The organism is Geodermatophilus sp. URMC 60 (assembly GCF_053502585.1).
Window position 1 is genome coordinate 5,156,864 of the sequence record NZ_CP199958.1, and the last position, 25,508, is coordinate 5,182,371.

Sequence of the window (25,508 nt, forward strand, 5' to 3'; positions counted from 1 at the left end):
ACGGACCCCGCTGCTCCCCCTCGCTCGCAGGCTCGGCGGGCCCCTGCAGCGGGGCCGGACCGCGATCCCCGGGGCGGCGACCGGTCGTTGACGCCGAGTGCTCCCCGGTACCGTTTGACCTCGATGCGTATCGACCCGGCCGGGTGGCCGTTCATCACCGGGCCCCTGGCGCCCGCCGCCGTCCTCACCGCGGCCGGCCGGGCCGGCGGCCGTCGCGGCCTCCGGCTCGCCGCCTGGCCGTTCCTCGTCCTGTCGGCCTACATGGCGCTGTTCTTCCGTGACCCCGACCGCCGCTGCGACGTCGAGCCACCGGCTCCCGACGACGTCCTCTCGCCCGCCGACGGCGTGGTGATGGTCGCGGGCGAGCCGCAGGAGGGCGTCGCCCCGCAACCCGCTCCCGAGGGCGACTGGCAGCAGGTCAGCGTGTTCCTGTCCGTGGTCGACGTGCACGTCAACCGCTCGCCGTACCGCGGTGAGGTCGTGGAGAGCTCCTACCGCAAGGGCAGCTTCCTGGCCGCCTACCGCAAGGAGTCCGCGCACCGGAACGAGCGCAGCGAGCTGTGGCTGCGCGACGGCGAGCGCACCGTGGTGTTCCGGCAGATCGTCGGCGTGCTCGCCCGCCGCATCGTCACCCGCACCGGCGTCGGCCGGCGGCTGGCGACCGGTGAGCGGATGGGACTGATGAAGTTCGGCTCCCGCATGGACGTCTTCGTCCCCCGGGACTGCGACGTGCTGGTCCGGGTGGGTCAGCGGGTGCGCGGCGGCGAGACCGTCATCGCCCGCTGGTCCGACGCTCGCTGAGGAGGCCCCGGTGCCCAGCTCGGCGTCCGGCGCCCGCCTCCCCCAGACCCGGCGGACGGCGACCGTCGAGTTCGTCCGCGGATCGGTGCGCGGCTCCCGGCGACGGGCGCTGGCGACGCTGCCCAGCCTGTTCACGCTGGCCAACATGATGTGCGGCTTCGTCGCGATCCTGGTCTCCATCCGGGGCCAGTACACGCTGGCCGCCGTCCTGGTCGGTCTCTCCGTGGTCTTCGACATCACCGACGGCGCCGTGGCCCGGCTGGTCGGCGCGGTGACGCCCTTCGGCCTGCAGTTCGACTCGCTGGCCGACCTGGTCTCCTTCGGGCTGGCCCCGGCGCTGGTGGCCTTCACGCTGTTCTCGGAGGGCCGCGACGCCTGGGACCCCCTGGGCTGGGTCGTCTGCGGCCTGTGGGTGGCGTGCGCGGCCATCCGGCTGGCGCGCTTCAACACCACCATCGACCCGACCGCCGACAAGCGGTACTTCACCGGCATGCCGAGCCCCGGCGCGGCCGGCGTCGTGCTGGCCTCGGTCTTCGCCTTCGGCGACCAGATGCAGGGCCGGGAACGGCTGTGGGTGCTGCTCATCGTCGCGGTCCCGGCGCTGCTGATGGTCAGCACGATCCGCTTCCGCTCGTTCCGCTCGCTGGTCAGCCCGAAGAGCGGCCGCCCGTACGGGCTGATCGCCGCGGCGCTGGCCGTCGTCGTCGGCTTCGCGTTCGTGCCGGTGGTGACCGGCTGCGTGCTCGCCTACGGCTACCTGCTGGCACCGGTCCTCGTGCCGGTGTTCTCCCCGCTCGGCAGGCTGGTGCCGGCCCGCCTCAGGGAACTGCTCACGTGAGCGAGCCTGCCGGCTCACGCAGAGGACGGAGCACCGTCGGGCACGGGTCCGGCGAGCGTCGGCGAGGAGGACCAGTGACCGTGCGGCCCATCCGGCCCGACGACGTACCCGCCGTGGTGGGCCTGGTGCGCGAGCTGGCCGAGTACGAGAAGGCGCCGCACGAGGCGCGGATGACCGAGGAGCAGCTGTCCGCGGTGCTGTTCGGCGACGCCCCCAAGCTCTTCGGCCACGTGGCCGTGGCCGACGACGGCGCCGTCGTCGGGATGGCGCTGTGGTTCCTCAACTTCTCGACCTGGCGCGGCACCCACGGCGTCTACCTCGAGGACCTCTACGTCCAGCCCCGGCACCGCGGCAGCGGGCTGGGCCGCGAGCTGCTGCGCACGCTGGCCGACCTGTGCGTGCAGCGCGGGTACGGCCGGCTGGAGTGGTCGGTGCTGGACTGGAACACCCCATCGATCGAGTTCTACCGGGCCGCGGGTGCCGTGCCGATGGACGAGTGGACGGTCTTCCGGCTCACCGACGACGCCCTGGCCACCTTCGCCGCCGACCGCCGCAGCTGAGCACCTGGGCGCACGACCGCCGGTCCCGGTCTCACGGAGCCGCACGGCCGGGCCGGCCCGACCTGGGCAGAATGCAGCCGACGACCCCCACCCCACCCGAGGACGACGAGATGACGACCGACCGCAAGCCGCCGGAGTGCTGGCTGACCGACATGGACGGCGTCCTGGTGCACGAGGGACTGGCGCTGCCCGGTGCCGCCGACTTCCTCGACCGCCTGGTCGCGGCGGGCCGGCGCTTCCTGGTCCTCACGAACAACTCCATCTTCACCCCCCGCGACCTCTCCGCGCGGCTGGCCCGGTCGGGGCTGCAGGTGCCCGAGGCCTCCATCTGGACCTCGGCCCTGGCGACCGCGGACTTCCTGTCCACCCAGCTGCCGGGCGGCTCGGCCTACGTCATCGGGGAGGCGGGCCTGACCACGGCGCTGTACGAGGCCGGCTACACGCTCACCGACACCGATCCGGACTACGTCGTCCTCGGTGAGACCCGCACGTACTCCTTCGAGGCGATCACCCGGGCCATCCGGCTGATCGGCGCGGGCGCGCGGTTCATCGCGACCAACCCCGACGTCACCGGCCCCTCCCCCGAGGGGCCGCTGCCGGCCACCGGCTCGGTCGCCGCGATGATCACCCGGGCCACCGGCTCCGAGCCCTACTTCGTGGGCAAGCCCAACCCGATGATGTTCCGCAGCGCCATGAACCGGATCGAGGCGCACTCGGAGTCCACGGTCATGATCGGCGACCGGATGGACACCGACGTCGTGGCGGGCATCGAGGCCGGCCTGGACACCATCCTGGTGCTCACCGGGTCGACACGGGCCTCCGACGTGGCCCGCTTCCCGTTCCGGCCGGGCCGGGTGCTGGACTCGATCGCCGACGTCGTCGAGCTCGTCTGAGGCCCCGCGTCGGGGCCCCGCCCGAGCTCGCGGGGGATGGGGGGACGCGGGGTCCTCTCTCAGCGGTCCTCGAACGCGAGCCGGGCCTCGGGCGTGGCCAGCAGGTACAGCTCGGTCGCCACCAGTGCCAGGAGCGGGACGCCGACCCACTCCCCACCCCACTCGAACGCCGAGTAGTAGCCGAACAGGCCCAGCAGCAGCTGCAGGAAGACGACCGGCCCGCGCGACCACGGCGAGACCCGCCACAGGCCCACGGCGCCGGCCCCCAGCAGGACGGCGAAGAAGCCGACGTAGACGACCTCGGCCACCGCCCGCCCGACGCTGTCGGCGGTCGAGGTGAACGTGAGGACGAGCAGCCAGAGGGCGACCGCGGCCAGCGCCGCCGCCTCCACACCGGCCACCAGCGCCGCCCGGCGCACCGCAGGTGGGGTCGTCGGCCGCTCCCGCCCGGGGCGCGGCGCGGGAGGCTCGGCCGCGCCACCGAGCAGCCGCTCCGCCCGCCGGCGGTCCCGCGGCGGCCTGGCTCCGGACTGCTCGGTCACGACCGGGAGGGTACGCGCCGGGGCACCCGTGGCAGGCCCTCCCGCCGGGTCGGCCGGCCCTGCCACCGGGCCTCCCGTCCCACGCCAGCGCAGGGGTGGGCCGGGTCGCTGGCTAGCCTGGCTGTCATGCGCGCGCTCGTGGTGGCCAACCCCGCGGCGACGACGACCAACCGCGGCGTGCGCGACCGGGTGCTCACCACCCTCGCCGACGAGCTGCAGGTGGAGCTGGCCGAGACCACCCACCGCGGCCACGGCAGCGAGCTGGCCCGCAAGGCCTGCGTGGACGGCGTCGAGGTCGTCCTCGCCCTCGGCGGCGACGGCACGGTCAACGAGGTCGTCAACGGCCTGCTGCACGACGGTCCCGGCGAGCACGTCCCGCCGCTCGCCGTGGTGCCCGGCGGGTCGACCAACGTCTTCTCCCGGGCGCTCGGCCGGTCACGCGACCCGCTGGCCGCGACCCGCGAGGTCCTCGACTCGCTGCGTGCCGGACGCACCCGGCGCATCTCGCTCGGCACGGCCAGCGTCCGCGGCGCCAGCGCGGCACCGACCCCGCTGCCCGACCCGGCGCTGGCGCAGGCTGCCGCCGACGTCGGGGCCGTGGCTCATCCCGAGTGGAGCGAGCCGCGCTGGTTCGCCTTCTCCGCCGGACTGGGCTTCGACGCCGACGTCATCGGCCGGGTCGAGGCCCACCGCGCCCGCGGGCTCCGGTCCACCGGGCTGCTCTACGTGCTCGAGGCGACCAGCGCCTTCGTGCTCGGCCACGAGCGCCGGGACCCGCCGATCTCGGCGCACCTGCCGGGTGGGCCGCCACTCGACGGGCTGTTCCTGTGCCTGGTCTCCAACGTCTCGCCGTGGACCTACCTGGGCGCCCGCGCGGTGAACCCCACCCCGGACGCCACCTTCGACAGCGGCCTGGACGTCTTCGCCCTGGGCCGCACCGGCATCCTGCGGATGCTGCATCACGTGCGCGAGGTGTTCGCCGCACGGCCCGACGTCCGCGGCCAGGGCGTGCACCGCTGGCACGACCTGGACGAGCTGACCCTCACCGCCCGTCGTCCGCAGGGCTGGCAGCTCGACGGCGACCACCTCGGGACGGCGACCGGTCTGCGGGTGCGCAGCGTCCCCTCCGCCCTGACCGTCGTCGCCTGAGGCGGGCGGCAGCCGACGACGCGCGGTCGCCGGCGCCACAGAGACCGTCCCGTCTCGCTATTCGGCTCGCGACCTGCGGTTTCATCCACGGCCAGGAACCCTTGTCAACGCAGCGCGCGAGGGGTTCGTCTGGTCGAGTGGCGGCCCTACCATGCCCGTGGTGAGCTTGCTCACGAGGGGTCGACCGATGCCCTCGTTCTGCTTGACAGGCGTCCTCTCCGTGAAAACATCGCGGGAGGAAAGCAACCTGTCGGTAACAAATGCACGAAGTCGCTGTGCCATGGCGCTGGTCACCCCGGTGCCGGCCTGCGGATCGGTCCGAGGCCGGCGACGACTGCACCACACCGTAGACGACATCGAGGAGAACACGGCCATGGACTGGCGCCACCGCGCGCTCTGCCGCGACGAGGACCCGGAGCTGTTCTTCCCCATCGGGACGACCGGTCCGGCCCTCGTGCAGATCGAGCAGGCCAAGGGTGTGTGCCGGCGCTGCCCCGTCGTCGAGTCGTGCCTGGACTGGGCGCTGCGCTCGGGGCAGGACTCCGGCGTCTGGGGCGGGCTGTCGGAGGACGAGCGGCGCGCTCTCAAGCGGCGCCAGGCCCGCACTCGCGTCCGCACCGCCTGAGCAGACCGCACCACCGGCACCGGGCCTCGCGCCCGGCGCCCCGCACTGCAGCACCTCGAGGCCGGCCCGGGATCCCCGGGCCGGCCTCGCTGCGTCACCGCGATCCACCAGGCCGCACCGCGGCCACCGGCCCCGCGGTCGGTGCACCGCCTAGCGGCGGGGTCGACCCGCGCCGGGGAGGGTGAGCACCACCTCGGTGCCGGTGCGGCCGTCGGCGGGGCGGGAGGGCGGGCTGGTCATGGCGAGACTGCCGCCGAGCTCGCTGGCGACCAGCGTGCGCACGATCTGCAGGCCCAGTCCGTCGCTGGCGGAGGGGTCGAAGCCCTCGGGCAGCCCCCGACCGTCGTCCACCACCCGGACGACGAGGTCGTCGCCGTTCCGCTCGGCCACCAGCTCGATGCTGCCCGGGCTGCCGTCGGTGAAGGCGTGCTCGGCGGCGTTGTGCAGCAGCTCGGTGACCACGAGCACCAGCGGGGTCGCGGCGACCGCGGGCAGCTCGCCGAACTGGCCGACCCGCCGCGTCCGCGCGGCCGGGCCCACCGAGGTCAGGTCACCCAGCATCGGCAGCACCCGGTCGAGGACGTCGTCGACGTCCACCACGTCCTCACGGCTGCCGGCCAGTGTCTCGTGCACCACCGCGATCGACGACACCCGGCGCACCGACTCCTCCAGCGCCTCGCGGGCCGCCGGCTCGGTCAGCCGGCGGGCCTGCAGCCGCAGCAGCGCGGCGACCGTCTGCAGGTTGTTCTTGACCCGGTGGTGGATCTCCCGGATGGTCGCGTCCTTGGTCAGCAGCGCGCGGTCCCGCCGGCGGACGTCGGTCACGTCGCGCACGAGCACCAGCGCTCCCTCCTCGGCGCCCGGCGCCCGCAACGGCAGCGCCCGCACCAGCAGGGTCGCCGCCACGCTGTCGACGTCCATCGGGTCGGGGAACCGCCCGGCCACCGCGGCCCGGATGCCGGCGGCGACCGCCTCGCCGGCCACCCGGTCGACCGCGGCGTCCCGGGTGAGCCGGGCCAGGTCGGCACCGACGACGTCCCCGGTGACGCCCAGCCGGCGGTAGGCCGACAGCGCGTTCGGGCTGGCGTAGACCGCACGACCGACGGCGTCCAGCCGCACCAGCCCGTCCCCGACGCGCGGGCTCAGCTCGGCGTCCAGCAGCTTCTGCGGCGGGAACGTGCCCGCCGAGACCATCAGGCAGAGGTCGGCGGCGATGTCGAGGTAGGTCAGCTCCAGGGTGGACGGCGACCGGGTCACCGCCAGGTTGGTGTCCCGCGCCAGGACGGCGACGACCACGCCGTCGTGGCGCACCGGCACGACCTCCCGGCGGCGCGGCGTGCTGCCCGACCAGTCGGGTTCCCCCTCGGTCACCGGGCGGCCCTCCCGGTGCGCCACCACGAACGGCTCGGCGGCCGGGCCCTCCACCTCCGAGCCCACCAGGTCCTCGGGCTGGCTGGTGGGGGCGGTCAGCGGCCGCACCTGCGCGACGCACCACCACGCGCCGGTGCGCAGCGGCACCCACAGGGTCAGGTCGGCGAACGACAGGTCGGCCAGGAGCTGCCAGTCGGCGACCAGCCGGCGGGCGTGGTCGACCTGGGCCGGCGCGGACGCCGAGCCCCGGGTGAGGCGTTCGGAGAGGCTGTTCATGGTGGCTCCGAGCCTAGATCCGGCGCCTTCCCGGGTGTCCCGAGCCTCGGGAGGGCCTCCCTAGGCTCGTGGTCGTGTCCTCGTCCCCCGATGCACCGGCCCTGACCGTCGAGCGCGCCCGTCCCGACGACTTCGCGCGGATCGGGCAGCTGACGTCCGACGTCTACGTGGGCGGCGGGCTGGCCTCCCCCGAGTACGGCGTGCAGCTGCGTGACGTCGCCGGGCGGGCCGACCGAGCCGAACTGCTCGTCGTCCGTGACGATGGGGGCCGCGTGGTCGGCAGCGTGGCGCTGGTGCTCTCGGGTGACTTCGGCGAGATCACCGAGTCCGACGACGAGGCGGCGTTCCGCATGCTCGTCGTCGACCCGGCCGTGCAGGGCCGCGGGATCGGGGAACTGCTGGTGACCACCTGCCTCGACCGGGCGCGGGTGGCGGGCAAGCGGCGGATGGTGCTGTCGACGGACCGGCGGATGACGCTGGCGCAGCGCCTCTACGAGCGGCTGGGCTTCACCCGGCTGCCCGAGCGCGACTGGCAGCCGGTGCCCGGCATCGACCTGCTGGTGTACGTCCGGGAACTCTGAGCGGCCACCCGGCCCGCCGGCCCCGTCCCGAGGCCCCTCCCGAGCCTGCGAGGGGTGAGGGGACGGGGTCCCTCACCCGACGACGGTGGCGATGAGGTCGCCCTCCTGCAGCACCTCGCCCTCGACGACGTGCAGCTCGCGGACGGTGCCGGCCCGCTCGGTGAGGACCGGGATCTCCATCTTCATCGACTCGAGGATCACCAGGGCCTCGCCGGCCGCAACCTCCGCGCCGGGCTGCACGAGCACCTTCCACACGCTCGACACCATCTCGGCGTGGACTTCCTCGACCGCCACGGCACCTCCCTGAGCTCGCCGTCGACCCATCCTGGCACGTCACGGCCCTGCCCCTCTCCCCGGCGCCCCTGAGCGTCGGCCTCCTCCAGGGCGTCCGCGGACCCGAGAGGGTCCGCGCTCAGGCCCCGGGCGGAGGGCCCCCGGACGCCAGTCGCTCGAGCACCGCGCACACCTCGGCGCCGTCGTGGGGCACGCCGACCTCCGGCACCGCGTCCAGCACGGCGCTGACGGCACCCGCGGCGGTCGCGGTGTCCCGGGCACCGGCGCTGACGGTCGCCAGCAGCGCGTCGTACCAGCGGTCCAGCCGGTCGCCGGGGTCGTAGCCGCTCACCGCCACGACCTCGACGCCGCGTCCGACGCCGGTGTGCCTGCCCGAGCGGGGCAGCCGGCCGGTGACCCGCCCGCCCTGGCCCGGAGGCAGGGTGGAACGCAGCTGGACGGTGACCGCCCGCCGCGGCGGCGCGCCGATCCCCGAGTCGGCGGCCGGGCCACCCGCGGCGCTGCGCAGCGCCAGCTCGACGGCGTCCACGCCGTGCGCCCGCTCCAGCACCGTCGTGTCGAGGGAGAAGCCGGCCGCCACCTCTGCCAGCTCGCCGTCCGGGGAGATGCCGACGGTGACCAGGCCGCGCCAGCCCACCTCGGGCAGCCGCTTGGCCGCCGGGGGCAGCTCGAAGGGCTCGTCGGGGGTCCAGGAGACGCGGGCGATGCCGGCGGCACGGTCGCGCGACACCGGGGTCGTGCAGCGCAGCCCGCCGTCGGTGACCAGGGCGAGGAACCCGCGCTCGCTGGCCGGCTCGACACCGTCCCCGCCGAGCCGCTCGAGCACCGCGGCGGAGGGGCCCACCCAGGTGAGGTCCGCGGCCACCACCGCACCGGCGAGCCGGGCATTGCCGGCCAGCGCCGGGGGGACCGGGAGGACCGCCCGCGCGCCGCTGCGGCGGGCGGCCTCGACGATCCGGTCCACGGCGAGGTAGGACTCCGCGGCCGGCGCGGGGCCGAGCAGGAGCGCGTCGTCGGCCAACCGGACGTGCCGCGCGTTGCGGTCGGCCTCCGAGTGGACGGCGACCGTCTTCACGTCCAGGCGGGAGCAGGCCGCCATCACCGCGCACGCGGCCGGTCCACGACCGGCCACCAGCACGCTCTCGATCCCGACGTGTGCCACGTCCCGAACCCCCTTCCACCGACCTCGGCGTCGTCCTGCCTCCCAGCCTCGCCCCCCGGCCCGCCGGACCGCCACAGGGGGGCGGTGCCGCGCGGGCTCGTGAGAGGCTGGAGGTCCAGCCTGACGGGTCCACCCGGGGCCGCGGCGCAACACGCGGACCGGGTCACCCAGAGGTGTCCAGGGGCCCGGCACCGGGCCCGCAGCAGCGACGAGGGAAGGAGGGCAGCGATGTCCAAGCGTGGACGCAAGCGGCGCTCCCGCAAGGGGAACAAGGCCAACCACGGCAAGCGCCCCAACGCCTGAGGAAGGACCGCCCTTCTCCCCACGCCTCGCACGCTCGGCGCGGGACCCCGGAGGGCGGCCACCAGGCTCAGGGGGCCGAACGCCAGAGGCCCAGAACCCGATGGGTTCTGGGCCTCTGGCGTTCGACGGTCCTACGCGGTGGGGCGCTTCTGGGTGTGTTCCACGCTGACCCGCTCGACGCTGACCTGCGTGCCGTCCTCCTCGAAGGAGACGGTGGTCAGCTGGAGCTTGATCCGGTCCCGCAGTCCGGGCGGCGGGGTGTCGCCCCCGCAGCGGCGGCGGACCAGGGCCTTGAACTCCTGCTCGATGCCGAACTGCCGCAGACAGGGCGAGCAGTCCTCGAGGTGCTCGGCGATGACCTCCCGGCGGGCCGGCTCGGTCTCGTGGTCGAGGAACTCGAAGACGTGGGAGAGCACGTCCTCGCAGGAGTCCACCGAGATGGGCTCACCGGCGCCCGGACGCTGGTCGCTGGTCACGAGCGGCTCGCCTCCTCCCCGGCACCGGCCCGGACGAAGCCGCGCTCGCGGGCGTAGTCGGCCAGCAGCTTCTGCAGCCCGCGGCGGCCGCGGTGCAGGCGGGACATCACCGTGCCGATGGGCGTGCCCATGATTTCGGCGATCTCCTTGTACGCGAACCCCTCGACGTCGGCGAGGTAGACCGCCAGCCGGAAGTCCTCCGGCAGCTGCTGGAGGGCCTCCTTGATGTCGGAGTCCGGCAGGTGGTCCAGTGCCTCGATCTCCGCCGAGCGCAGACCGCTGGAGCTGTGCTCCTCGGCGGCGTACAGCTGCCAGTCCTGCACCTGGTCGGTGGGGTACTGCTGCGGCTGGCGCTGCTTCTTGCGGTAGCTGTTGATGTAGGTGTTGGTCAGGATCCGGTACAGCCAGGCCTTGAGGTTGGTGCCCTCGGCGAACTGGTGGAAGGCCGAGTAGGCCTTCACGAACGTCTCCTGGACCAGGTCCTCGGCGTCGGCCGGGTTGCGGGTCATCCGCAGGGCCGCCGGGTAGAGCTGGTCGAGGTAGGGCAACGCGTCCCGCTCGAAGCGGGCGTCGCGCTCGGCACGGGTCTCGTCGACCTCCGTGCGGCTGCCGCCCTCGCGCGCCTCCGGCACCTCGACCGGCGAGGTGACCTCGACGGTGTCGGCGCTCGTGGTCTCGGGCGTGCGGTCCGCGGACTCCTCAGGCACCGACCGTCCTCTCTGCGGCACCCGGACGCGGGCCACCGCCTCCGACGATCCTAGCCGCGCGGCTCCGGGCCGGCCCGGGGGCCGCCGGAGCGCAGCGCGCTGGCGGGCGCTGGTGGAGAGGGTGCTGCTCACGCCGGGTCCAACCGTGCCGGCGGGGGCGCCCATTCCCCGGTGTGAGCCGGAACCAGGTGAGAGCTGCCGCTGGCCACGCTGCCGCTGGCTACGCTCCCGCAGCGTGGCGGCGACCCCCGCGGTGCGGGCTCTCGAGCGGGCCCGGGTGGCCCACACCCTGCACACCTACGACCCGGAGCACGCCCAGGGCCAGGGGTACGGGGAGGCGGCGGTGGCCGCGCTCGGCCAGGACCCGCGGCAGGTGTTCAAGACGCTGGTCGCCCGGGTGGACGGCGCGCTGACCGTCGCCGTCGTCCCGGTGGCCGGGAGCCTCGACCTCAAGGCGCTCGCCGCGGCCGCCGGTGGGCGGAAGGCGGTGATGGCCGACCCGGCCGACGCCGAGCGCACCACCGGGTACGTGCTCGGCGGCATCAGCCCGCTCGGCCAGCGGAGGGCACTCCCGACGGTCGTCGACGAGTCGGCGCTGGGCTTCGCCACCGTGATGGTCAGCGCCGGACGGCGGGGGCTGCAGGTGGAGCTGGCACCGGCGGACCTGGTGCGGCTGACGCGGGCGCGCACCGCCTCGATCGCGAGAGGACCCCTCACCCCCCACCACTCGCAAGCTCGCGGCGGGCCCCCGCGAGGGGCCGATCACGAGCCGGGGGCGCCGTAGGGCGTGAGCAGCTGGTCGACCGGCGCGTGGTCGTCGGTGAGCACCTCGGCATCCCCGACGAACTCCGCGAGCTCCCCGTCGGAGGCCACCCGCCAGTCGAGGTCCCGGTCGCGCAGCGCGGCACCGACCGCGTCCAGCGGCAGCGGCTGCGGCGAGGCCACGACGATCACGTTGCCGCCGTCCTCCCCGGCGAGGACGGCGTCCCGGGCGAGCAGCGCGACGTGCGGGAAGACCGCCCGGAGCGTGGCCAGCTCGGCGCGGACGAAGCCCAGCGGCGGGTGGTCGATGAGGTTGGCGACGTAGACCCCGTCGTCGGTGAGTGCGCGGTCGACCAGACCCAGCGCCTCCACGGTGGTCAGCTGCCACGGCACCGACAGCCCGCCGAAGGCGTCGCCGACGACGAGGTCGCGCTCCCCCGGCGCCTCCTCCTCGAGCCCGACGCGGGCGTCGGCCACCTCGACGCGCAACCCCTCGGTCTCGCCCAGCCCGAGGTGCTCGCGGTCCATCGCGACCACCCCGGGGTCGACCTCGACCACCAGGCTCTCGGTGCCGGGGCGGACCGCGGCGAGGTAGCGCGGCACGGTCGCCCCGCCGCCGCCGAGGTGCAGCGCCGACAGCGGCTCGCCTGCTGGGGCCGTCGCGTCGGTGACCGCGGCGATCGCCCGGACGTACGCGAAGTCCAGGTACGTCGGGTCGGCGAGGTCGACGTAGGAGTGCTGCAGCGTGTCGAGGACCAGCACCCGGCCGCTGTCCCGCTCGGGGTCGGCGACCACCCGCGCGCAGTGGTAGGCGGTCTCGGCCTGGCAGCGGCTGGGGGCCACCGCGGCGAGCAGCGTGCCGACCACGGCCAGCAGCAGCAGCGCCGCCGGCACCCGCCCGGCCGCACCGCCGGTCCGCCGCCGCAGCAGCGCCCCGACCGCGATCCCCGTCAGCACGGTGACCAGGCCGGTGCCGACGAGGATGCCGCTGGTCGGGAAGACCGCGACCAGCAGGAAGCCGGTGAGGAAGGTGGCGGCGATCCCGCCGAGGGTCCCGATGCCCGACAGCCGGCCGACCACCGAGCCGGTCTCGGCGAGGCTGGCCAGCTGCAGCTTGACCACCATCGGCGGCACCGCCGACAGCAGCGCCGCGGGGACGACGACGGCGACCGCGGCCAGCAGCAGCACGCTGCCGGCGTCGGCGCCGGTGAGCACCGACCCGGCGAAGCGCACCAGCGGCAGGACGGCGACCACGAACGCGCCGCCGGCGACCAGCAGCGGCGCGATCAGCCGGCGCGGGTCCGTGCGGTCGGCCAGCGCGCCGCCCATCCACGCGCCGACCGCGATGGCGGCCAGCGCGAAGCCGATGACCGCGGTGTTGGTCTGCAGGGTGATCCCGACGTAGGGCGCGATCAGCCGCAGCCCGGCGATCTCGAGCACCAGCACGGCGCCGGAGGACAGGAAGGTGACGACGGCGGCCACCCAGTCCGGCAGCGCGTCCGGGCGGGTGCGGTCCGCGACCTCGGGCAGGGTCTGCTCGGTTCCGGCCACCTCAGAAGAGGGCGGGCTGGTCGGCCGGGGGGGCGACCGACTCGACGCGGGCGGTCAGCTCGACGCCGTTGTTCTTCACGCTGTTGACCGCGGGGCTGACCGGGCGCAGCTCCAGCCCCTCCACCAGCTCCGGCGGGGTCGGCGCGGCGAGCTCCGCGACGTCCTCCCGGGCCGGGTCCAGCCAGTCGGCCCAGCGGTCGCGGGGCAGCACCAGCGGCATCCGGTCGTGGATCTCGGTGAGCGCACCGATGGCGGGCTCGGTGATGACCGTGCACGTGTAGAGCCGGTCGTCGCCCTCGCCCCAGACCTCCCACAGGCCGGCGAAGGCGAGCACCGAGCCGTCGCGCGGGGTCATGTAGTACGGCTGCTTGCCGGGGCCGTCGAGCTTCTTCGCCCACTCGTACCAGCCGTCGGCGGGCACCAGGCAGCGGCGGGAGCGGGCCGCGCGGCGGAAGGCCGGCTTCTCGGTGAGCGACTCGACGCGCGCGTTGAGCATGCGGTTGCCGACCGACACGTCCTTGGCCCACGAGGGCACCAGGCCCCAGCGGACGGCGCGCAGCTCGCGGTGGGTGGCGCCGGTGGGCGCCCCCTCCGCGTCGCGCTCCCGCTTGGTGCGCACGACGTACACGTCCTTGGTCGGGGCGACGTTGTAGTCGGCCGGCAGCGGGGACTGCCCCCCGGCCGGGACCGCCTCGAACTCCAGGACGAGGTCCTCGGGACGGCGGCTGGCGGCGTAGCGGCCACACACGGTGGTACCTCCCGGTCGAGGGCCGGCTGATGCGGTCACCTGCGACTGTAGGCGGGAGCGGGGACGGTTCCCGGCGGCGGGAGACGGGCAGCCGGAGTCGACGTCCCGGAGCCCGGGAGACGAGGATCACGCACGTGACCGCGACCCAGAAGCCACCGACCGACCACCCGAAGACCGCCAGCGAGTCCGGCGAGCGCCGCTACGCGACGGTCAACCCCTTCACCGGTGAGACGGAGAAGGAGTTCGACTTCACCCCGACCGAGGCGATCGACGGCATCGTCGAGCGCGCGCACGCCGCCTACCAGGAGTGGCGGCAGCGGTCGGTCCAGGACCGTGCCGCCGTCGTCCGGCGCGCCGCCGAGCTCATGGACGAGCGCCGCGAGGACCTCGCCACCCTCATCACCACGGAGATGGGCAAGCGGCACGAGGAGGCCACCGGCGAGCTCTACCTCTGCTCGATGATCCTGAAGTACTACGCCGACAACGGCGCGGAGTTCCTGGCGCCCAAGCCGATCCAGCCGCTGATGGGCAAGGGCGAGGCGGTCGTCGAGACCCAGCCGATCGGCGTCCTGCTGGCCATCGAGCCGTGGAACTACCCCTTCTACCAGGTGGTCCGCGTGGCCGGCCCGAACCTGGTGCTGGGGAACACGGTCATCCTCAAGCACGCCGAGATCACCCCGCAGTGCGCGGTGGCCATCGAGCAGCTGTTCACCGACGCCGGAGCACCCGAGGGCGTCTTCACCAACACGTTCCTGCGCATCGCCGACGTGGAGCAGGTCATCGCCGACCCCCGCATCCAGGGCGTGACGCTGACCGGCAGCGAGCGGGCCGGCAGCGCGGTCGGCGCCCTGGCGGGCAAGCACCTGAAGAAGTCGGTGCTGGAGCTGGGCGGCAGCGACCCGTTCATCGTGCTCGACGCCGAGGACCTGGCCGCCACCGTCAAGGCCGCGACCATGGGCCGGATGCAGAACACCGGCCAGGCGTGCACCGCCTCCAAGCGGCTGATCGTCACCGAGGAGCTCTACGAGCCCTTCGTCGAGGGCCTCAGGCAGGCGTTCTCCACCTTCTCCCCCGGTGACCCGGCCGACCCGTCGACGTCTCTGGCGCCGCTGTCGAGCGAGCGGGCCGCCCAGGACCTGCACGCGCAGATCCAGGACGCCGTCGACAAGGGCGCCACCGTGGTCGCCGGCGGCGGGCGCCCCGACCAACCGGGCGCCTTCGTGGAGGCCACCATCCTCACCGACGTCACGCCGGAGATGCGGGCCTACCGCGAGGAGCTGTTCGGTCCCGCGGCCGTCGTCTACAAGGTCAAGGACGCCGACGAGGCGGTCGCGCTGGCCAACGACAGCGACTTCGGCCTGGGGGCCACCGTCATGAGCAGCGATCTCGACCGCGCGCGGGCGGTGGCCGAGCGGCTCGAGGCCGGCATGGTGTGGATCAACCAGCCCACCGGCTCCTCCCCCGAACTCCCCTTCGGCGGGATCAAGCGGTCCGGCTACGGCCGCGAGCTCTCCGAGCTGGCGGTGTTCGAGTTCGCCAACCGGCGGCTGGTCCGGACGGTGCCGGCGAAGAAGGCCGCCAAGCCGGTCGGCGGCTGAGTAAGGACCCCCTCCTCCCCACCCCTCGCGAGCTCGGGGCGGGCCCCGGGAGGGGGCCGTGCCAGCACGTCACCAGGCTCGGGGCGAGCCCCGGGACGGGGTCGGGCGGTGCGGTGTCGCCGACCGGGCAGGATGGACGCATGAGCCCGGTCTGGACGACGCCGCACCGCGCCACCCCGGTCGACGCCGTCGTGGCCCTGCCCGGGTCGAAGTCGCTGACCGCCCGGGCGCTGGTCCTGGCCGCGCTCGCTGACAGCCCGGGCCGGCTGGTCCGGCCGCTGCGGGCCCGGGACACCGACCTGATGGCGGCGGGGCTGCGGGCCCTGGGGGTGGGGGTCGACGAGGACGGCGAGGACTGGGTGGTCACCCCCGGAGCGCTGCGCGGCCCGGCCGAGGTGGACGCCGGCCTGGCCGGCACGGTGCTGCGGTTCCTGCCGCCGGTCGCCGCGCTGGCCGACGGCCCGGTGCGGGTGGACGGCGACCCGCGGCTGCACGAGCGCCCCAACGCCGGGCTCATCGCGGCGCTGCGCGACCTCGGCGTGCGGGTGGACGACGGCGGCCGCGGCCGGGCACCGTTCACCGTGCACGGCACCGGCCGGGTGCGCGGCGGTGCGGTGACCGTGGACGCGAGCGAGTCCTCGCAGATCGTCTCCGGGCTGCTGCTGGCCTCGGCGCGCTTCGACGAGGGCGTCGACCTCGCGCTGACCGGCGGGGTGCCCTCGATGCCGCACGTGGAGATGACCGTGGAGTCGCTGCGCGAGCGCGGCGTCGACGTCGTCCGCACCGAGCGGGGCTGGCGGGTCGCTCCCGGCCCCGTCGCCGCCCGCGACGAGGTGCTCGAGCCCGACCTGTCCAACGCGGCTCCCTTCCTGGCTGCCGCGCTGGTGACCGGCGGACGGGTCACGGTCCGCGACTGGCCCGCGGCGACCACCCAGCCCGGTGGCCGGCTCGACGCGTTGCTCGGCGCGATGGGCGCCGACGTCGAGCGCACCGGCGAGGGCCTCCGCGTGAGCGGCACCGGGACGGTCCGGCCGCTGGTCGCCGACCTCGGCGAGGTCGGCGAGCTGACGCCGGTGCTGGCCGCGCTCTGCGCGCTGGCCGACGGGACCTCCCGGCTGACCGGCGTCGCGCACCTGCGCGGGCACGAGACCGACCGGCTGCAGGCGCTCGACGAGGTGCTGACGGCCGTCGGCGCCCGCGTCGAGCAACTGCCCGACGGCCTGGTGATCGAGCCGGGGCCGCACCGGGCGGCGCGCCTGGACAGCTACGCCGACCACCGGATGGTGCACGCCGCGGCCGTCCTCGGGCTGGCCGTCGAGGGCGTCGAGGTGCGCGACCCGGGCGCGGTGAGCAAGACGCTGCCGGACTTCGTCGAGCGGTGGAACGGGATGCTCGAGACGCCGGCGGGAGTCCTGCCCTGAGTCCGCGCAGGCACGACTCCCGGTCGGACGAGGACGACGTCCGGGTCCGTCCGAGCCGGCGCGGTTCCCGGCCGCGCACCCGCACCCGGCCGAGCCACTCCGACGCCGTCCCGGGCCTGGTGGTCGCCGTCGACCGGGGCCGGATGACCGTGCGCATCGAGGCTCCCGACGGCGGGCCGGTCGAGGTCACCGCGATGCGCGCCCGCGAACTGGGCCGGCACGGCGTCGTCGTCGGTGACCGGGTGCGGCTGGTCGGCGACACCAGCGGCCGCCCCGACACCCTCGCCCGCATCGTCGTCATCGAGGACCGGACGACGTCGCTGCGCCGCACCGCGGACGACACCGACCCCACCGAGCGGATCGTGGTGGCCAACGCCGACCAGCTGGTGGTCGTCACCGCGGTCGCCGACCCCGAACCGGCGCTGGGTTTCCTCGACCGCTGCCTGGTGGCCGCCTACGCCGGCGGGCTGGAACCCCTGCTCTGCCTCACCAAGACCGACCTGGCCAGCCCCCAGCCGCTGCTCGACCGCTACGCGGGCCTGGACGTCGACGCCGTCCCGATGTCGCGGGAGGCGCCGCTGGACCCGCTGCTGGACCGGCTGCGCGGGCAGATGAGCGTGCTCGTCGGGCAGTCCGGCGTCGGCAAGTCCACGCTGGTCAACCGGCTGGTGCCCGACGCCGACCGGGCCACCGGCGACGTGAGCAAGGTGGGCAAGGGGCGGCACACGTCGTCCTCGGCGGTGCTGCTCGACCTGCCCGGCGGCGGCACGGTCATCGACACCCCCGGCATCCGCTCGTTCGGCTTGGCGCACGTGACCGCCGAGGACGTCGTCGCCGCCTTCGACGACGTCGCCGAGGCCGCGGTCGACTGCCCGCCCGGCTGCGGGCACACCCCCGAGGACCCCGACTGCACGCTGGACGCCTGGGCCGACGCCGGCCCGCCGGCCCGCCGCGAGCGGCTGGAGAGCCTCCGCCGCCTGCTCGACGCCGTCGGCCAGCTCGGCCCCGGCTACTGATGCAAGGACCCCCTCCTCCCCACCCCTCGCAGGCTCGGGGCGGTGCCCTGGAGAGGGCCGCCCCCGTCCCCACCCCTCGACCGGCCGATCCGTACAAGACCGCTGCCCGGCACCCGGCCAGGCTGGGGCCGTGCCCACCCCCTCATCCCCTCAGCAGTCGTCGCGGCGGCAGTCCCGCCAGCCGGCCGACCTCCCGGGTGAGGTGCGCCTGGTCCGTGTAGCCGGTGACGGCCGCGACCTCGGCCAGCGGTGTGCCGCGTCGGGCCTCGTCCAGCGCTCGCTGGAAGCGCCGGATGCGCGCCAGCGCCTTCGGCCCGTACCCGAAGGCCCGCACGCTCGCCCGGTACAGGGACCGCACGGGGATGCCCAGCCCGGCGGCCACGGCCGCCACCGGTGTGCCCACCGACAGCTGCCGGTCCAGCGCGGCGACCAGGCGCAGCACGGCACGGTCCGGGTCCGCATGCCGCCAGAGTGCGACGTAGACCTGCTCGAGCAGCTCCTCGGGCCCGTCGGTGCGGCGCACGGGCCCGGTACCGCGGGTCCCGACGAGGTCGGTGAGGTCGACGCGGGTGTCGACGAGCTCGCCCGCGGACACGCCGAGCAGCTCGGCCGCCGTGCCCGCTGGGAACCGCAGCCCGGTGATCACCTCGCCGGGCTGCGCCTCGATCAGCACGGCCGAGGTGTCCGGGCCCGCGACGGCGAGCCGCCCGCGCCACCACAGCAGGTCCAGGGCGCCGTCGGGGAGGACCCGGTGACCCGGCTCAGCGCGGACCCGCCAGAGCACCGTGCCCGTGCGAGGCCCGCGCAGCTCCCGGTACACGCCCATCCCCCGAGTCTGCCGCCCGGGCGGGCTCGCTCCCACCGACGAGGAAACCCCGTGGATCAACAGGTGCACTTCACCACCCTGGCCACCGCCGACCTCGACGCCGCCCGCCGGTTCTACGTCGAGGGCCTGGGCTGGCGGCCGCTGCTCGACGTCCCCGGCGAGATCGTGTTCTTCCAGGTCGCGCCGGGCGCCGTGCTCGCCTTCTTCGAGGCGGGGAAGTTCGCCCAGGACCTGGGCCGCGGTCCCGCGCGGCCGGAAGTCTCCGGCGTGACGCTGGCGCACAACGTGGCCGACCGGGACGCCGTCGGGGCACTGGTCGACGCGATGGCGGCGGCCGGCGGCACGGTGCTCACGCCGCCGGAGGAAGGCGCATTCGGCGGGGTCTTCCACGCGCTGGTGGCCGACCCGAACGGCGTCGTCTGGGAGGTCGGTCACAACCCGGGGTGGTCGGTCGACGCCGACGGCACCGTCCGGGTCGGCTGACGCCGTCCCGGCCGGGGCCCCGGCGCCTCGGTCGACGAGATGCGGACGGCGGCTGTCTCCGGCCGTGTCGCGACGGCCGTCGTCCGCATCTCGGCGCGGTCAGCCTCGGCACCCCGCCCGGCGGTCGACGAAGAGCGCGTCGGGCATCGGCTCGTCGACCGCCTCGATCCGCAGGTCGTGCGTGTCGCCGGCGTACGTGCCGTCCAGCACCTCGGCCCACACGCAGACGCCGGTCTGCACGTCGAGCCGCACCAGGTGCGCACCCGGGTACTCGACGCCGTCGGGGACGCTGCCCCACTCGAGCTCGTCGATCCGGCGGCTGCGCAGCAGCGGGCAGCACCCGCAGCGCGGTTCGTAGTCCGCCGTCGGCACGACCAGCGCCTCCCACGCGGGCCGCCCGGCGTGCTCGACCTCGCGCAGGGAGTTGACCTCCAGCGCCGGATCAGCGGACCGTCCGGTGGCCGGGTCGCGCCCGTCGGCGAGCTCGACGGGCTGCAGTTCCGCCACCCAGCGGTAGTCCTGCCACATCGGGTCGTCGTCCCCGTCGGTCCCGATGACGACGTCGAGCAGCCGTCCGGCGGCGTCCTCGACGCGCATGCGGTCCGGTCGGCGCAGCCACGCGCGCACCGGCTCCGACCAGGTCCGGTCCCGCCGTCGGCGCTCGGTGAAGCGCAGCTTCGTCCAGCGCTCCGGCGAGGACCGGGCGAGGGCGCGGAAGGCGTCGGCGTCGGGCATCCGCCGAGTCTGCGCGCCGCGATCATGGCGCCGCGACCACTTTCCCGGCTCCACCGGTGGTCCCGGCGCCATGATCGTCGAGGGACTGGGCCCCTACACGTCGACCCAGCCGCCGCTGCGCCAGTAGAGACCGGCCTCGCGGGTGAGCAGGCCCTCGTCGACCAGGTAGCGGCGGAGCGCGGCGGTGTCGGGGTGCCACACCGCGAGCAGCGCGTTCACCTCACGCTCGGGATAGCGGACGCCGACGTCGAAGACGCGGACCAGGTGCTCGAGCACGATCCGCCGCTTGCTCTGCTGCGCCGGGATGGAGACCAGGCGGCCGTCGCGGAGGAAGGCGGAGAGGACGGCGTCCTCGGCGGGGTCCTCGGACAGCGGCTCGGGCGGCGGGGCCGCCTCGGCGGCGGCGCGCGCCGCGGCGCCGAAGAGCTCGGTCAGCAGCTCGAGCTCGTGCCGGTCACGGCGGACGAGACCGGCCCGGCCCAGCCGGCGCGCGGCCAGTGCGACGTCCTTGAGGGGCAGCCCGGTGGCCTCGGCGACCTCCTCGAGCGTGCCGGCCCCCAGGGCGAGCGCGGCGACGACCTTGAGCCGGGTCGGGTCGGCCAGCAGCCCGGCGATCGTCGCGGCGTGCACGTCCCCGACGGTATCGGCGCATCGGCCGCGCCGGTCGGGGGTAGCCCGGGGACATGGTGAGCCCGATCGACATCCAGAAGGCCCTCAAGGGCATGGACTACCCGGCCACGAAGGAGCAGATCCTCGAGCACGCCAAGGGCGGCGACCAGGACGTGCTCGACGCGCTGCAGAAGATCGAGGACCGGGAGTACGAGGGGCCCAGCGGGGTCAGTGCCGCGGTCTTCGACTGAGCGCCGCTAGGTTCGGTGCCCATGACACCGGGCCGGGACTACACGGGGGACATGCACCTGGCGCACGTGCTGGCCGACCAGGCGGACTCGATCAGCCTGGACCGCTTCCGCGCGCTGGACCTGCAGATCGACACCAAGCCGGACCTCACGCCGGTCACCGACGCCGACCGCGCCGTCGAGGAGCAGCTGCGCATCACCCTCGCCCGCGCGCGGACCCGCGACGCGGTGCTCGGCGAGGAGATGGGCATGACCGGCCGCGGTCCGCGGCGGTGGGTGCTCGACCCGATCGATGGGACGAAGAACTTCGTGCGGGGCGTGCCCGTGTGGGCCACGCTCATCGCGCTGTTCGACGGTGACGAGCCGGTCGTCGGCCTGGTCTCCGCGCCGGCGCTGAACCGCCGGTGGTGGGCGGCCAAGGGCGTCGGCGCCTGGACCGGCCGTCGACTGGAGTCGGCGGCCCGCTGCACGGTGTCGGGGGTCGGCCGGCTGGACGACGCGAGCCTGTCCTACTCCAGCCTGTCCGGTTGGGAGGAGCGCGGGCTGCTCGGCGGCTTCCTCGACCTGACCCGGTCGGTGTGGCGCACCCGCGCCTACGGCGACTTCTGGAGCTACGTGCTGCTGGCCGAGGGCGCGGTGGACGTCGCCTGCGAGCCGGAGGTCTCGGTGTGGGACCTGGCCGCCCTCGACGTCATCGTGCGGGAGGCCGGCGGCGCGTTCACCGACCTCTCCGGCGTCCCCGGCCCGGCCGGTGGCAGCGCGCTGGCCACCAACGGCCTGCTCCACGACGCCGCCCTGGGCCTGCTGCGCCAGCCCAAGCCCGCCGCCTGAGGCCCGTCCCCGTCACGGTCCCACCCCGCGCCTGCGAGGTTGAGGAGGACGGGGTCCTCCCTCAGCGGCCGGTGCCCCGCCCGCCCTGGAAGCGACGGCGGGCGTCGTCGATCCTCGCCCGGGTCTTCGGGTCCTTGGCCAGCTGCTGGGCCTTCTCGGTGGCCTGCGCGATGACCTGACGGCCCTTGGGCGTGTTCGCGAACTGGGTGAGCTTGCTGAACAGCGACGCCATCCCCGGTCCTCCTCCGCGTCGTCCGGGCGGCCGTTCCGCCCGCCTGTGCGGATCAACGCGGCACCCGCGTCCCCCGTTCCGCACGCCACCGGTCGAGCGCGTCCGCCACCCCCGGTTCCGGCCGGGGCTCCACCGCCCGCCCCGGCTGCCGGCCCGTTGCGAGCTCGGCGCCGGTGCCGCGGGCGGCGAGCAGCGCCGCGCCGACCGCCGAGGCGCTGCGGATCGGCAGGTACCGCACGGGGACGGAGAGGACGTCGGCGAGCAGCTGCTGGACGACGACCGGCCGGCCGCCCCCGCCGGTGAGGACGACCGGCCCCTCCCCGCCGAGCAGCCCCGCGGCAGCCGCCACCGCGAACACGACGCCCTCGACCGCGGCTCGGGCCAGCTCGGCGCGGGTCGTGCCGGCGGTCAGCCCCGTCCACCCGCCGCGGTCGGCCGGGCCCGCCACCCCACCGCGCTCACCGGTGAGGAACGGGCGGAAGACCACTCCCCCGGCGCCGGGCGGGACCGATGCCGCGACCTCGAACAGCTCGGCGGGCGCCAGGCCGAGCACCCCGCACACCCACGTCCACGCGAGGCCGCCGTTCTGCAGCGCGGCCATCGCGTACCAGCCGCCCTCGACGTCGGCGTAGCCGTGCACCGGCGGGTCGTCGGCGGGCGCCGGTGTCCACCCGGGGAGCAACACCTGGGCGCCGGTGCCCAGGTTGACCTGCCGGCCGGCGCGCGTGCCCGCGGCGAGCAGGGCCAGCGGGGTGTCCCCGCCGCCGACGACCACGGGCACCTCGCCCACCGGCAGGACGGCGGCGCCCACGACCTCCGCCGACGGGCGCACCCGCGGCAGCAGCTCCGGGTCGATGCCGGCGGCCGCGGTGGCCTCGGGCGACCAGCCGTCGGCGACGACGTCCCACAGCAGCGTGGCCGAGGCGTCGCTGCGGTCGGTGACCCGCGGGTCGGCGTCCGGCACGAGCGAGGCGCGCAGCGCGTCCTTGGGCAGCAGCACCGCGCTCGCCCGCCGGAGCAGCCCGGGCTCGTGCGCGGCCAGCCAGGCCAGCACGGGGCCGGTCATCCCCGGCACCAACGGGTTGGCCAGCGCGGCGCGGACGGCGGCCGGCAGGGACCGCCAGCGGTCCACCTCGGCGGCGGCCCGGCCGTCCGGCCAGAGCACGGCGGGCGCCACCGGGGTGCCGGCGGCGTCGACGAGCACGGTGCCGTGCATCTGCCCGGACAGGCCCAGCCCGGCGACCCGTCGGCCGGTCAGCGCCGGCGCCACCCGCGCCAGCGCGTCGTCGAGGGCCGCCCGCCACACGGCCGGGTCGGTCTGCGCCCGACCCGGCCGTGGCCGGTCGACCTCGTAGCCGGACTCCGCCTCGGCCACCACCGCACCGGAGGGGTCGACCGCGAGCAGCTTCAGCCCGCTGGTGCCGACGTCGGCACCCAGCAGGACGTCGGTCACGTGTTCTCCTCGCCGACGCTCGACGAGCCCGTGCCCGAGGGTGCCGTGCCGCTGCACGAGCTCGCGAGCTCGCTCACGTCGGGCGGTGCGCGGGCCCGCCGCTGCGGCCGTTGCGGTCGGCCACGAGCCCGGCCAGCGTGCTCAGCGCGATCTCGGCCGGGGTCCGCGAGCCGATGTCCAGCCCGATCGGCCGGTGCACCCGCGCCACCTCCTCGGGCGGGACGCCGAGCGCGGCCAGCGCCGCCACGTGCGGGCCCTCGTGACGCGGGTTGCCCATCACGCCGACCCAGCGGACCTGGCAGGCCAGCGCGTCGCGCAGCACCTCGCCGAGCTCGGGGCGGTGGTGGTCGGTGACCACGACGTCGGCGTCCGAGGGGTCCGTGCCGTCGAGGTGCCGGGTGAGGTCGGCGAAGCCGGCCAGGCCCGCGCCCCGGGCGGGATCGGGGTCGAGCAACAGCGTGCGGAAGCCCAGCTCGGGAGCCCAGCGCAGCAGCACCTCGGCCACCGGCGAGGCGAAGACGGCGACGAGCACCCGCCCGGTGACCTCCGGCGCCGGGGCTCCGTGCGCCACCCCGCAGGTCGGGTCGGTCACGATGCCTCCCCGAGGAAGCCGACCAGCGCCGCGGCGAAGGCCGGCGTCCGGAGGGCGGTCGAGTGGTCGCCGGGGACGACGGCCACCCGGGCACCCGGGATGGCAGCGGCGAGCGCCTCGGGGCGGACCGCCAGCGGGTCGGCGTCGCCGGCGAGGACGAGCGTGGGCGCGGTGATGGCGGCCAGGTCGGCGTCACGGGCGTGTACCGCACGGGCGTGCGCGGCCAGGGCACGCCGGTCGGCGTCGAGGGCGTCGGCCAGCCGGCGGAAGACGACGGTGGCGGGATCTCGCACGTCGGCGACGTCGGCCGCCTCCAGCGCGGCAGCCAGCCCGGCCATCAGGACGGAGTGGCGCTCGGCACCGCCGGGTTCGACGAACGGGGCGCCGGCACCCCCGACGACCAGCCGGCGCACCCTCCGGTCGGTGGACGCGGTCAGCATCGCGACCGTCGCGCCCATCGAGTAGCCCGCCAGGTCAAAGGAGTCGTGGCCGAGTGCATCGGCCACCCGCCGCAGGTCGTCGGCCATCCGGCGCTCCCCGTACGCGGCGGGGTCGTGCGGCTTGTCCGACCTCCCGTGCCCGCGGGCGTCGACACCGACGACCTCCCGCCCGGCCGACAGGAGGACGCCGACGGTCCCGGTGCCGACCCAGTTGAGCCGGGTGTCCGCCACGAAGCCGTGCTGGAGGTACACCGGCGGCAGGTCGCCGGGGGCGCCCCACCGGTGCACGGCGACCTCGACGCCGTCGGCCCCGGGCACCCGCAGCCTCGTCGCCGGCACGGTCACGCCGCGCGCTCCGGGCTGTCGCCGTACGCGTAGGAGCTGTCGACGTAGCGCCCGCCCTGGGCCACCCCCGGCGGCGCGATGTCGCCGAGCCGCGCGAGGTCGCCGTCCGAGAGCTCGACGGCGGCGGCCGCGACGTTCTCCTCCAGGTAGCTGCGCCGCTTGGTGCCGGGGATCGGCACGACATCGTCCCCCTGCGCGAGGACCCAGGCCAGCGCCAGCTGGCCGGGCGTGCAGCCCTTCTCCTCGGCCAGCGCCCGGACCGCGTCCACCAGCCGGAGGTTGGCCGCGAAGGCCTCGCCGGTGAAGCGCGGGTGGCCGCGGCGCCAGTCGTCCTCGGCGAAGTCCTCCGGGCTGCGGATCGCGCCGGTGAGGAACCCGCGCCCCAGCGGGCTGAACGGGACGATGCCGATGCCGTGCTCGCGGGCCACGCCGAGCACCTCCGCCTCGAGGTCGCGGGTCCACAGCGACCACTCGCTCTGCAGCGCGGCGATCGGGTGGACGGCGGCGGCGCGGCGGATGGAGGCGGCCGACGCCTCGGACAGCCCGAGGTGGCGGACCTTGCCCTGCCGCACGAGCTCGACCATGGCACCGACGGTGTCCTCGATCGGCACCTTCGGGTCGACCCGGTGCTGGTAGTAGAGGTCGATGACGTCGACCCGGAGCCGGCGCAGGCTGGCCTCGGCGCGGGCCCGCACGTTCTCCGGGCGGCCGTCGATGTCCATGCCGCCGCGGTCGTTGCGCGACAGGGAGAACTTGGTGGCCAGCTGCACCTCGTCGCGCCGTCCGGTGATCGCCTCCCCGACCAGCTCCTCGTTGTGCCCGTCGCCGTAGACGTCGGAGGTGTCGAGGAAGGTCACGCCGAGGTCGAGGGCGCGGTGCACGGTCGCGATCGACTCGTCGCGGTCGGCCGCGCCGTACATCTGGCTCATGCCCATGCAGCCGAGGCCGAGGTCGGAGACGACCAGGCCGTCGCGGCCGAGCGTGCGGGTACCGACGGGAGAGGGAGAGGTCACCCACGCATCCTCGTCCCGCCCCCAGCG

The 25,508-nt window shown here is 75.4% G+C and carries 31 protein-coding genes; 15 read left to right on the forward strand and 16 right to left on the reverse strand.

The window, feature by feature from the left end; all coding sequences use genetic code 11:
* Positions 1-123 precede the first annotated feature (123 nt).
* The 4 genes from ACWIX3_RS24270 (at position 124) to ACWIX3_RS24285 (ending at position 3,092) form a co-directional block, all read left to right on the forward strand.
* A complete protein-coding gene (locus ACWIX3_RS24270) occupies positions 124-801 on the forward strand; it encodes a phosphatidylserine decarboxylase (protein WP_448609902.1) in 678 nt (225 codons plus the stop codon).
* Between the two features lie 10 nt (positions 802-811).
* The gene (gene pssA / locus ACWIX3_RS24275; protein ID WP_448609903.1) at positions 812-1,639 is read left to right on the forward strand and encodes a CDP-diacylglycerol--serine O-phosphatidyltransferase; all 828 of its coding nucleotides are present in this window, start codon (positions 812-814) and stop codon (positions 1,637-1,639) included.
* 74 nt (positions 1,640-1,713) lie between these two features.
* Complete coding sequence (locus ACWIX3_RS24280) at positions 1,714-2,199, forward strand: N-acetyltransferase family protein (protein ID WP_448609904.1); 486 nt, start codon at positions 1,714-1,716, stop codon at positions 2,197-2,199.
* A gap of 110 nt (positions 2,200-2,309) precedes the next feature.
* Positions 2,310-3,092 carry an HAD-IIA family hydrolase gene (locus ACWIX3_RS24285; protein WP_448609905.1) on the forward strand — a complete coding sequence of 261 codons (783 nt, stop codon included), beginning with the start codon at positions 2,310-2,312 and terminating at the stop codon, positions 3,090-3,092.
* A gap of 59 nt (positions 3,093-3,151) precedes the next feature.
* On the opposite strand, the gene ACWIX3_RS24290 is transcribed toward ACWIX3_RS24285, so the two are convergent.
* Positions 3,152-3,634, reverse strand: coding sequence for a hypothetical protein (locus ACWIX3_RS24290; protein WP_448609906.1), 483 nt, complete (start codon positions 3,632-3,634; stop codon positions 3,152-3,154).
* A gap of 126 nt (positions 3,635-3,760) precedes the next feature.
* Here ACWIX3_RS24290 and ACWIX3_RS24295 point away from each other — a divergent pair, with 126 nt between their 5' ends.
* Together ACWIX3_RS24295 and ACWIX3_RS24300 are read left to right on the forward strand one after the other, a co-directional pair.
* Positions 3,761-4,783: a diacylglycerol/lipid kinase family protein gene (locus ACWIX3_RS24295; RefSeq protein WP_448609907.1), complete on the forward strand. Its 1,023-nt coding sequence runs from the start codon at positions 3,761-3,763 to the stop codon at positions 4,781-4,783.
* Between the two features lie 373 nt (positions 4,784-5,156).
* Positions 5,157-5,408, forward strand: a complete 252-nt coding sequence (locus ACWIX3_RS24300) for a WhiB family transcriptional regulator (protein WP_448609908.1) — start codon at positions 5,157-5,159, stop codon at positions 5,406-5,408.
* Between the two features lie 150 nt (positions 5,409-5,558).
* Here ACWIX3_RS24300 and ACWIX3_RS24305 read toward each other — a convergent pair whose 3' ends face one another.
* Positions 5,559-7,055 (reverse strand): sensor histidine kinase, encoded by a 1,497-nt coding sequence (locus ACWIX3_RS24305; RefSeq protein ID WP_448609909.1) that lies wholly within the window; start codon positions 7,053-7,055, stop codon positions 5,559-5,561.
* Between the two features lie 74 nt (positions 7,056-7,129).
* On the opposite strand from ACWIX3_RS24305, the gene ACWIX3_RS24310 reads away from it, so the two are divergent.
* Positions 7,130-7,636, forward strand: coding sequence for a GNAT family N-acetyltransferase (locus ACWIX3_RS24310; RefSeq protein ID WP_448609910.1), 507 nt, complete (start codon positions 7,130-7,132; stop codon positions 7,634-7,636).
* A gap of 72 nt (positions 7,637-7,708) precedes the next feature.
* On the opposite strand, the gene ACWIX3_RS24315 is transcribed toward ACWIX3_RS24310, so the two are convergent.
* A complete protein-coding gene (locus ACWIX3_RS24315; RefSeq protein ID WP_448609911.1) occupies positions 7,709-7,930 on the reverse strand; it encodes a biotin/lipoyl-binding carrier protein in 222 nt (73 codons plus the stop codon).
* A gap of 118 nt (positions 7,931-8,048) precedes the next feature.
* Positions 8,049-9,092 (reverse strand): biotin carboxylase N-terminal domain-containing protein, encoded by a 1,044-nt coding sequence (locus tag ACWIX3_RS24320; protein WP_448609912.1) that lies wholly within the window; start codon positions 9,090-9,092, stop codon positions 8,049-8,051.
* 228 nt (positions 9,093-9,320) lie between these two features.
* Here ACWIX3_RS24320 and ACWIX3_RS24325 point away from each other — a divergent pair, with 228 nt between their 5' ends.
* Complete coding sequence (locus ACWIX3_RS24325) at positions 9,321-9,395, forward strand: 50S ribosomal protein bL37 (protein ID WP_014377707.1); 75 nt, start codon at positions 9,321-9,323, stop codon at positions 9,393-9,395.
* Positions 9,396-9,526: 131 nt separating this feature from the next.
* Here ACWIX3_RS24325 and rsrA read toward each other — a convergent pair whose 3' ends face one another.
* Together rsrA and ACWIX3_RS24335 are read right to left on the reverse strand one after the other, a co-directional pair.
* On the reverse strand, positions 9,527-9,871 hold the full coding sequence (gene rsrA, locus ACWIX3_RS24330; RefSeq protein WP_448609913.1) for a mycothiol system anti-sigma-R factor: 345 nt from the start codon (positions 9,869-9,871) through the stop codon (positions 9,527-9,529).
* Complete coding sequence (locus tag ACWIX3_RS24335; RefSeq protein ID WP_448609914.1) at positions 9,868-10,578, reverse strand: sigma-70 family RNA polymerase sigma factor; 711 nt, start codon at positions 10,576-10,578, stop codon at positions 9,868-9,870. The genes rsrA and ACWIX3_RS24335 overlap by 4 nt, the downstream gene beginning before the upstream one ends.
* A 235-nt stretch (positions 10,579-10,813) precedes the next feature.
* Here ACWIX3_RS24335 and ybaK point away from each other — a divergent pair, with 235 nt between their 5' ends.
* Positions 10,814-11,362, forward strand: coding sequence for a Cys-tRNA(Pro) deacylase (gene ybaK, locus ACWIX3_RS24340; protein ID WP_448609915.1), 549 nt, complete (start codon positions 10,814-10,816; stop codon positions 11,360-11,362).
* Here the strand turns inward: ybaK and ACWIX3_RS24345 are convergent.
* Positions 11,341-12,891 (reverse strand): fused MFS/spermidine synthase, encoded by a 1,551-nt coding sequence (locus tag ACWIX3_RS24345; protein WP_448609916.1) that lies wholly within the window; start codon positions 12,889-12,891, stop codon positions 11,341-11,343. The genes ybaK and ACWIX3_RS24345 overlap by 22 nt on opposite strands.
* A gap of 1 nt (position 12,892) precedes the next feature.
* Positions 12,893-13,639 (reverse strand): SOS response-associated peptidase, encoded by a 747-nt coding sequence (locus ACWIX3_RS24350; RefSeq protein ID WP_448609917.1) that lies wholly within the window; start codon positions 13,637-13,639, stop codon positions 12,893-12,895.
* Positions 13,640-13,773: 134 nt separating this feature from the next.
* On the opposite strand from ACWIX3_RS24350, the gene ACWIX3_RS24355 reads away from it, so the two are divergent.
* From ACWIX3_RS24355 to rsgA, 3 genes are all read left to right on the forward strand, one after another.
* Positions 13,774-15,237, forward strand: coding sequence for an NAD-dependent succinate-semialdehyde dehydrogenase (locus tag ACWIX3_RS24355; RefSeq protein ID WP_448609918.1), 1,464 nt, complete (start codon positions 13,774-13,776; stop codon positions 15,235-15,237).
* A 140-nt stretch (positions 15,238-15,377) separates the two neighbouring features.
* The gene (gene aroA, locus ACWIX3_RS24360) at positions 15,378-16,658 is read left to right on the forward strand and encodes a 3-phosphoshikimate 1-carboxyvinyltransferase (RefSeq protein WP_448609919.1); all 1,281 of its coding nucleotides are present in this window, start codon (positions 15,378-15,380) and stop codon (positions 16,656-16,658) included.
* Positions 16,659-16,801: 143 nt separating this feature from the next.
* A complete protein-coding gene (rsgA, locus tag ACWIX3_RS24365) occupies positions 16,802-17,674 on the forward strand; it encodes a ribosome small subunit-dependent GTPase A (protein ID WP_448609920.1) in 873 nt (290 codons plus the stop codon).
* Between the two features lie 142 nt (positions 17,675-17,816).
* On the opposite strand, the gene ACWIX3_RS24370 is transcribed toward rsgA, so the two are convergent.
* A complete protein-coding gene (locus ACWIX3_RS24370; RefSeq protein ID WP_448609921.1) occupies positions 17,817-18,500 on the reverse strand; it encodes a helix-turn-helix domain-containing protein in 684 nt (227 codons plus the stop codon).
* 51 nt (positions 18,501-18,551) lie between these two features.
* Here ACWIX3_RS24370 and ACWIX3_RS24375 point away from each other — a divergent pair, with 51 nt between their 5' ends.
* A complete protein-coding gene (locus ACWIX3_RS24375; protein WP_448609922.1) occupies positions 18,552-18,983 on the forward strand; it encodes a VOC family protein in 432 nt (143 codons plus the stop codon).
* A 99-nt stretch (positions 18,984-19,082) separates the two neighbouring features.
* On the opposite strand, the gene ACWIX3_RS24380 is transcribed toward ACWIX3_RS24375, so the two are convergent.
* Both ACWIX3_RS24380 and ACWIX3_RS24385 read right to left on the reverse strand, forming a co-directional pair.
* Positions 19,083-19,718 (reverse strand): hypothetical protein, encoded by a 636-nt coding sequence (locus ACWIX3_RS24380; protein WP_448609923.1) that lies wholly within the window; start codon positions 19,716-19,718, stop codon positions 19,083-19,085.
* A 93-nt stretch (positions 19,719-19,811) separates the two neighbouring features.
* Positions 19,812-20,348, reverse strand: coding sequence for a DUF2087 domain-containing protein (locus ACWIX3_RS24385; RefSeq protein WP_448609924.1), 537 nt, complete (start codon positions 20,346-20,348; stop codon positions 19,812-19,814).
* Between the two features lie 53 nt (positions 20,349-20,401).
* On the opposite strand from ACWIX3_RS24385, the gene ACWIX3_RS24390 reads away from it, so the two are divergent.
* Entirely contained in the window at positions 20,402-20,578 is a 177-nt protein-coding gene (locus ACWIX3_RS24390; protein ID WP_448609925.1) for a DUF2795 domain-containing protein, read from the forward strand.
* Positions 20,579-20,599: 21 nt separating this feature from the next.
* A complete protein-coding gene (locus tag ACWIX3_RS24395; protein ID WP_448609926.1) occupies positions 20,600-21,406 on the forward strand; it encodes an inositol monophosphatase family protein in 807 nt (268 codons plus the stop codon).
* A gap of 61 nt (positions 21,407-21,467) precedes the next feature.
* Here ACWIX3_RS24395 and ACWIX3_RS24400 read toward each other — a convergent pair whose 3' ends face one another.
* From ACWIX3_RS24400 to ACWIX3_RS24420, 5 genes are all read right to left on the reverse strand, one after another.
* Positions 21,468-21,638: a hypothetical protein gene (locus ACWIX3_RS24400; protein ID WP_448609927.1), complete on the reverse strand. Its 171-nt coding sequence runs from the start codon at positions 21,636-21,638 to the stop codon at positions 21,468-21,470.
* Between the two features lie 52 nt (positions 21,639-21,690).
* The gene (locus ACWIX3_RS24405) at positions 21,691-23,091 is read right to left on the reverse strand and encodes an FGGY family carbohydrate kinase (protein WP_448609928.1); all 1,401 of its coding nucleotides are present in this window, start codon (positions 23,089-23,091) and stop codon (positions 21,691-21,693) included.
* A gap of 73 nt (positions 23,092-23,164) precedes the next feature.
* Positions 23,165-23,683, reverse strand: coding sequence for an XdhC family protein (locus ACWIX3_RS24410; protein WP_448609929.1), 519 nt, complete (start codon positions 23,681-23,683; stop codon positions 23,165-23,167).
* Complete coding sequence (locus ACWIX3_RS24415) at positions 23,680-24,468, reverse strand: alpha/beta fold hydrolase (RefSeq protein WP_448609930.1); 789 nt, start codon at positions 24,466-24,468, stop codon at positions 23,680-23,682. Before ACWIX3_RS24415 ends, ACWIX3_RS24410 begins: the two co-directional genes overlap by 4 nt.
* On the reverse strand, positions 24,465-25,481 hold the full coding sequence (locus ACWIX3_RS24420; RefSeq protein ID WP_448609931.1) for an aldo/keto reductase: 1,017 nt from the start codon (positions 25,479-25,481) through the stop codon (positions 24,465-24,467). Before ACWIX3_RS24420 ends, ACWIX3_RS24415 begins: the two co-directional genes overlap by 4 nt.
* Between the last annotated feature and the right edge of the window lie 27 nt (positions 25,482-25,508).

Bases quoted from the DNA above. Each gene is read 5' to 3' on its own strand.
- ACWIX3_RS24270 (WP_448609902.1), top strand. From the start codon at position 124: ATGCGTATCGACCCGGCCGGGTGGCCGTTCATCACCGGGCCCCTGGCG.
- ACWIX3_RS24285 (WP_448609905.1), top strand. From the start codon at position 2,310: ATGACGACCGACCGCAAGCCGCCGGAGTGCTGGCTGACCGACATGGAC.
- ACWIX3_RS24295 (WP_448609907.1), top strand. From the start codon at position 3,761: ATGCGCGCGCTCGTGGTGGCCAACCCCGCGGCGACGACGACCAACCGC.
- ACWIX3_RS24300 (WP_448609908.1), top strand. From the start codon at position 5,157: ATGGACTGGCGCCACCGCGCGCTCTGCCGCGACGAGGACCCGGAGCTG.
- ACWIX3_RS24305 (WP_448609909.1), bottom strand. From the start codon at position 7,055: ATGAACAGCCTCTCCGAACGCCTCACCCGGGGCTCGGCGTCCGCGCCG.
- aroA (WP_448609919.1), top strand. From the start codon at position 15,378: ATGAGCCCGGTCTGGACGACGCCGCACCGCGCCACCCCGGTCGACGCC.
- rsgA (WP_448609920.1), top strand. From the start codon at position 16,802: ATGACCGTGCGCATCGAGGCTCCCGACGGCGGGCCGGTCGAGGTCACC.
- ACWIX3_RS24370 (WP_448609921.1), bottom strand. From the start codon at position 18,500: ATGGGCGTGTACCGGGAGCTGCGCGGGCCTCGCACGGGCACGGTGCTC.
- ACWIX3_RS24380 (WP_448609923.1), bottom strand. From the start codon at position 19,718: ATGCCCGACGCCGACGCCTTCCGCGCCCTCGCCCGGTCCTCGCCGGAG.
- ACWIX3_RS24390 (WP_448609925.1), top strand. From the start codon at position 20,402: ATGGTGAGCCCGATCGACATCCAGAAGGCCCTCAAGGGCATGGACTAC.
- ACWIX3_RS24395 (WP_448609926.1), top strand. From the start codon at position 20,600: ATGACACCGGGCCGGGACTACACGGGGGACATGCACCTGGCGCACGTG.
- ACWIX3_RS24400 (WP_448609927.1), bottom strand. From the start codon at position 21,638: ATGGCGTCGCTGTTCAGCAAGCTCACCCAGTTCGCGAACACGCCCAAG.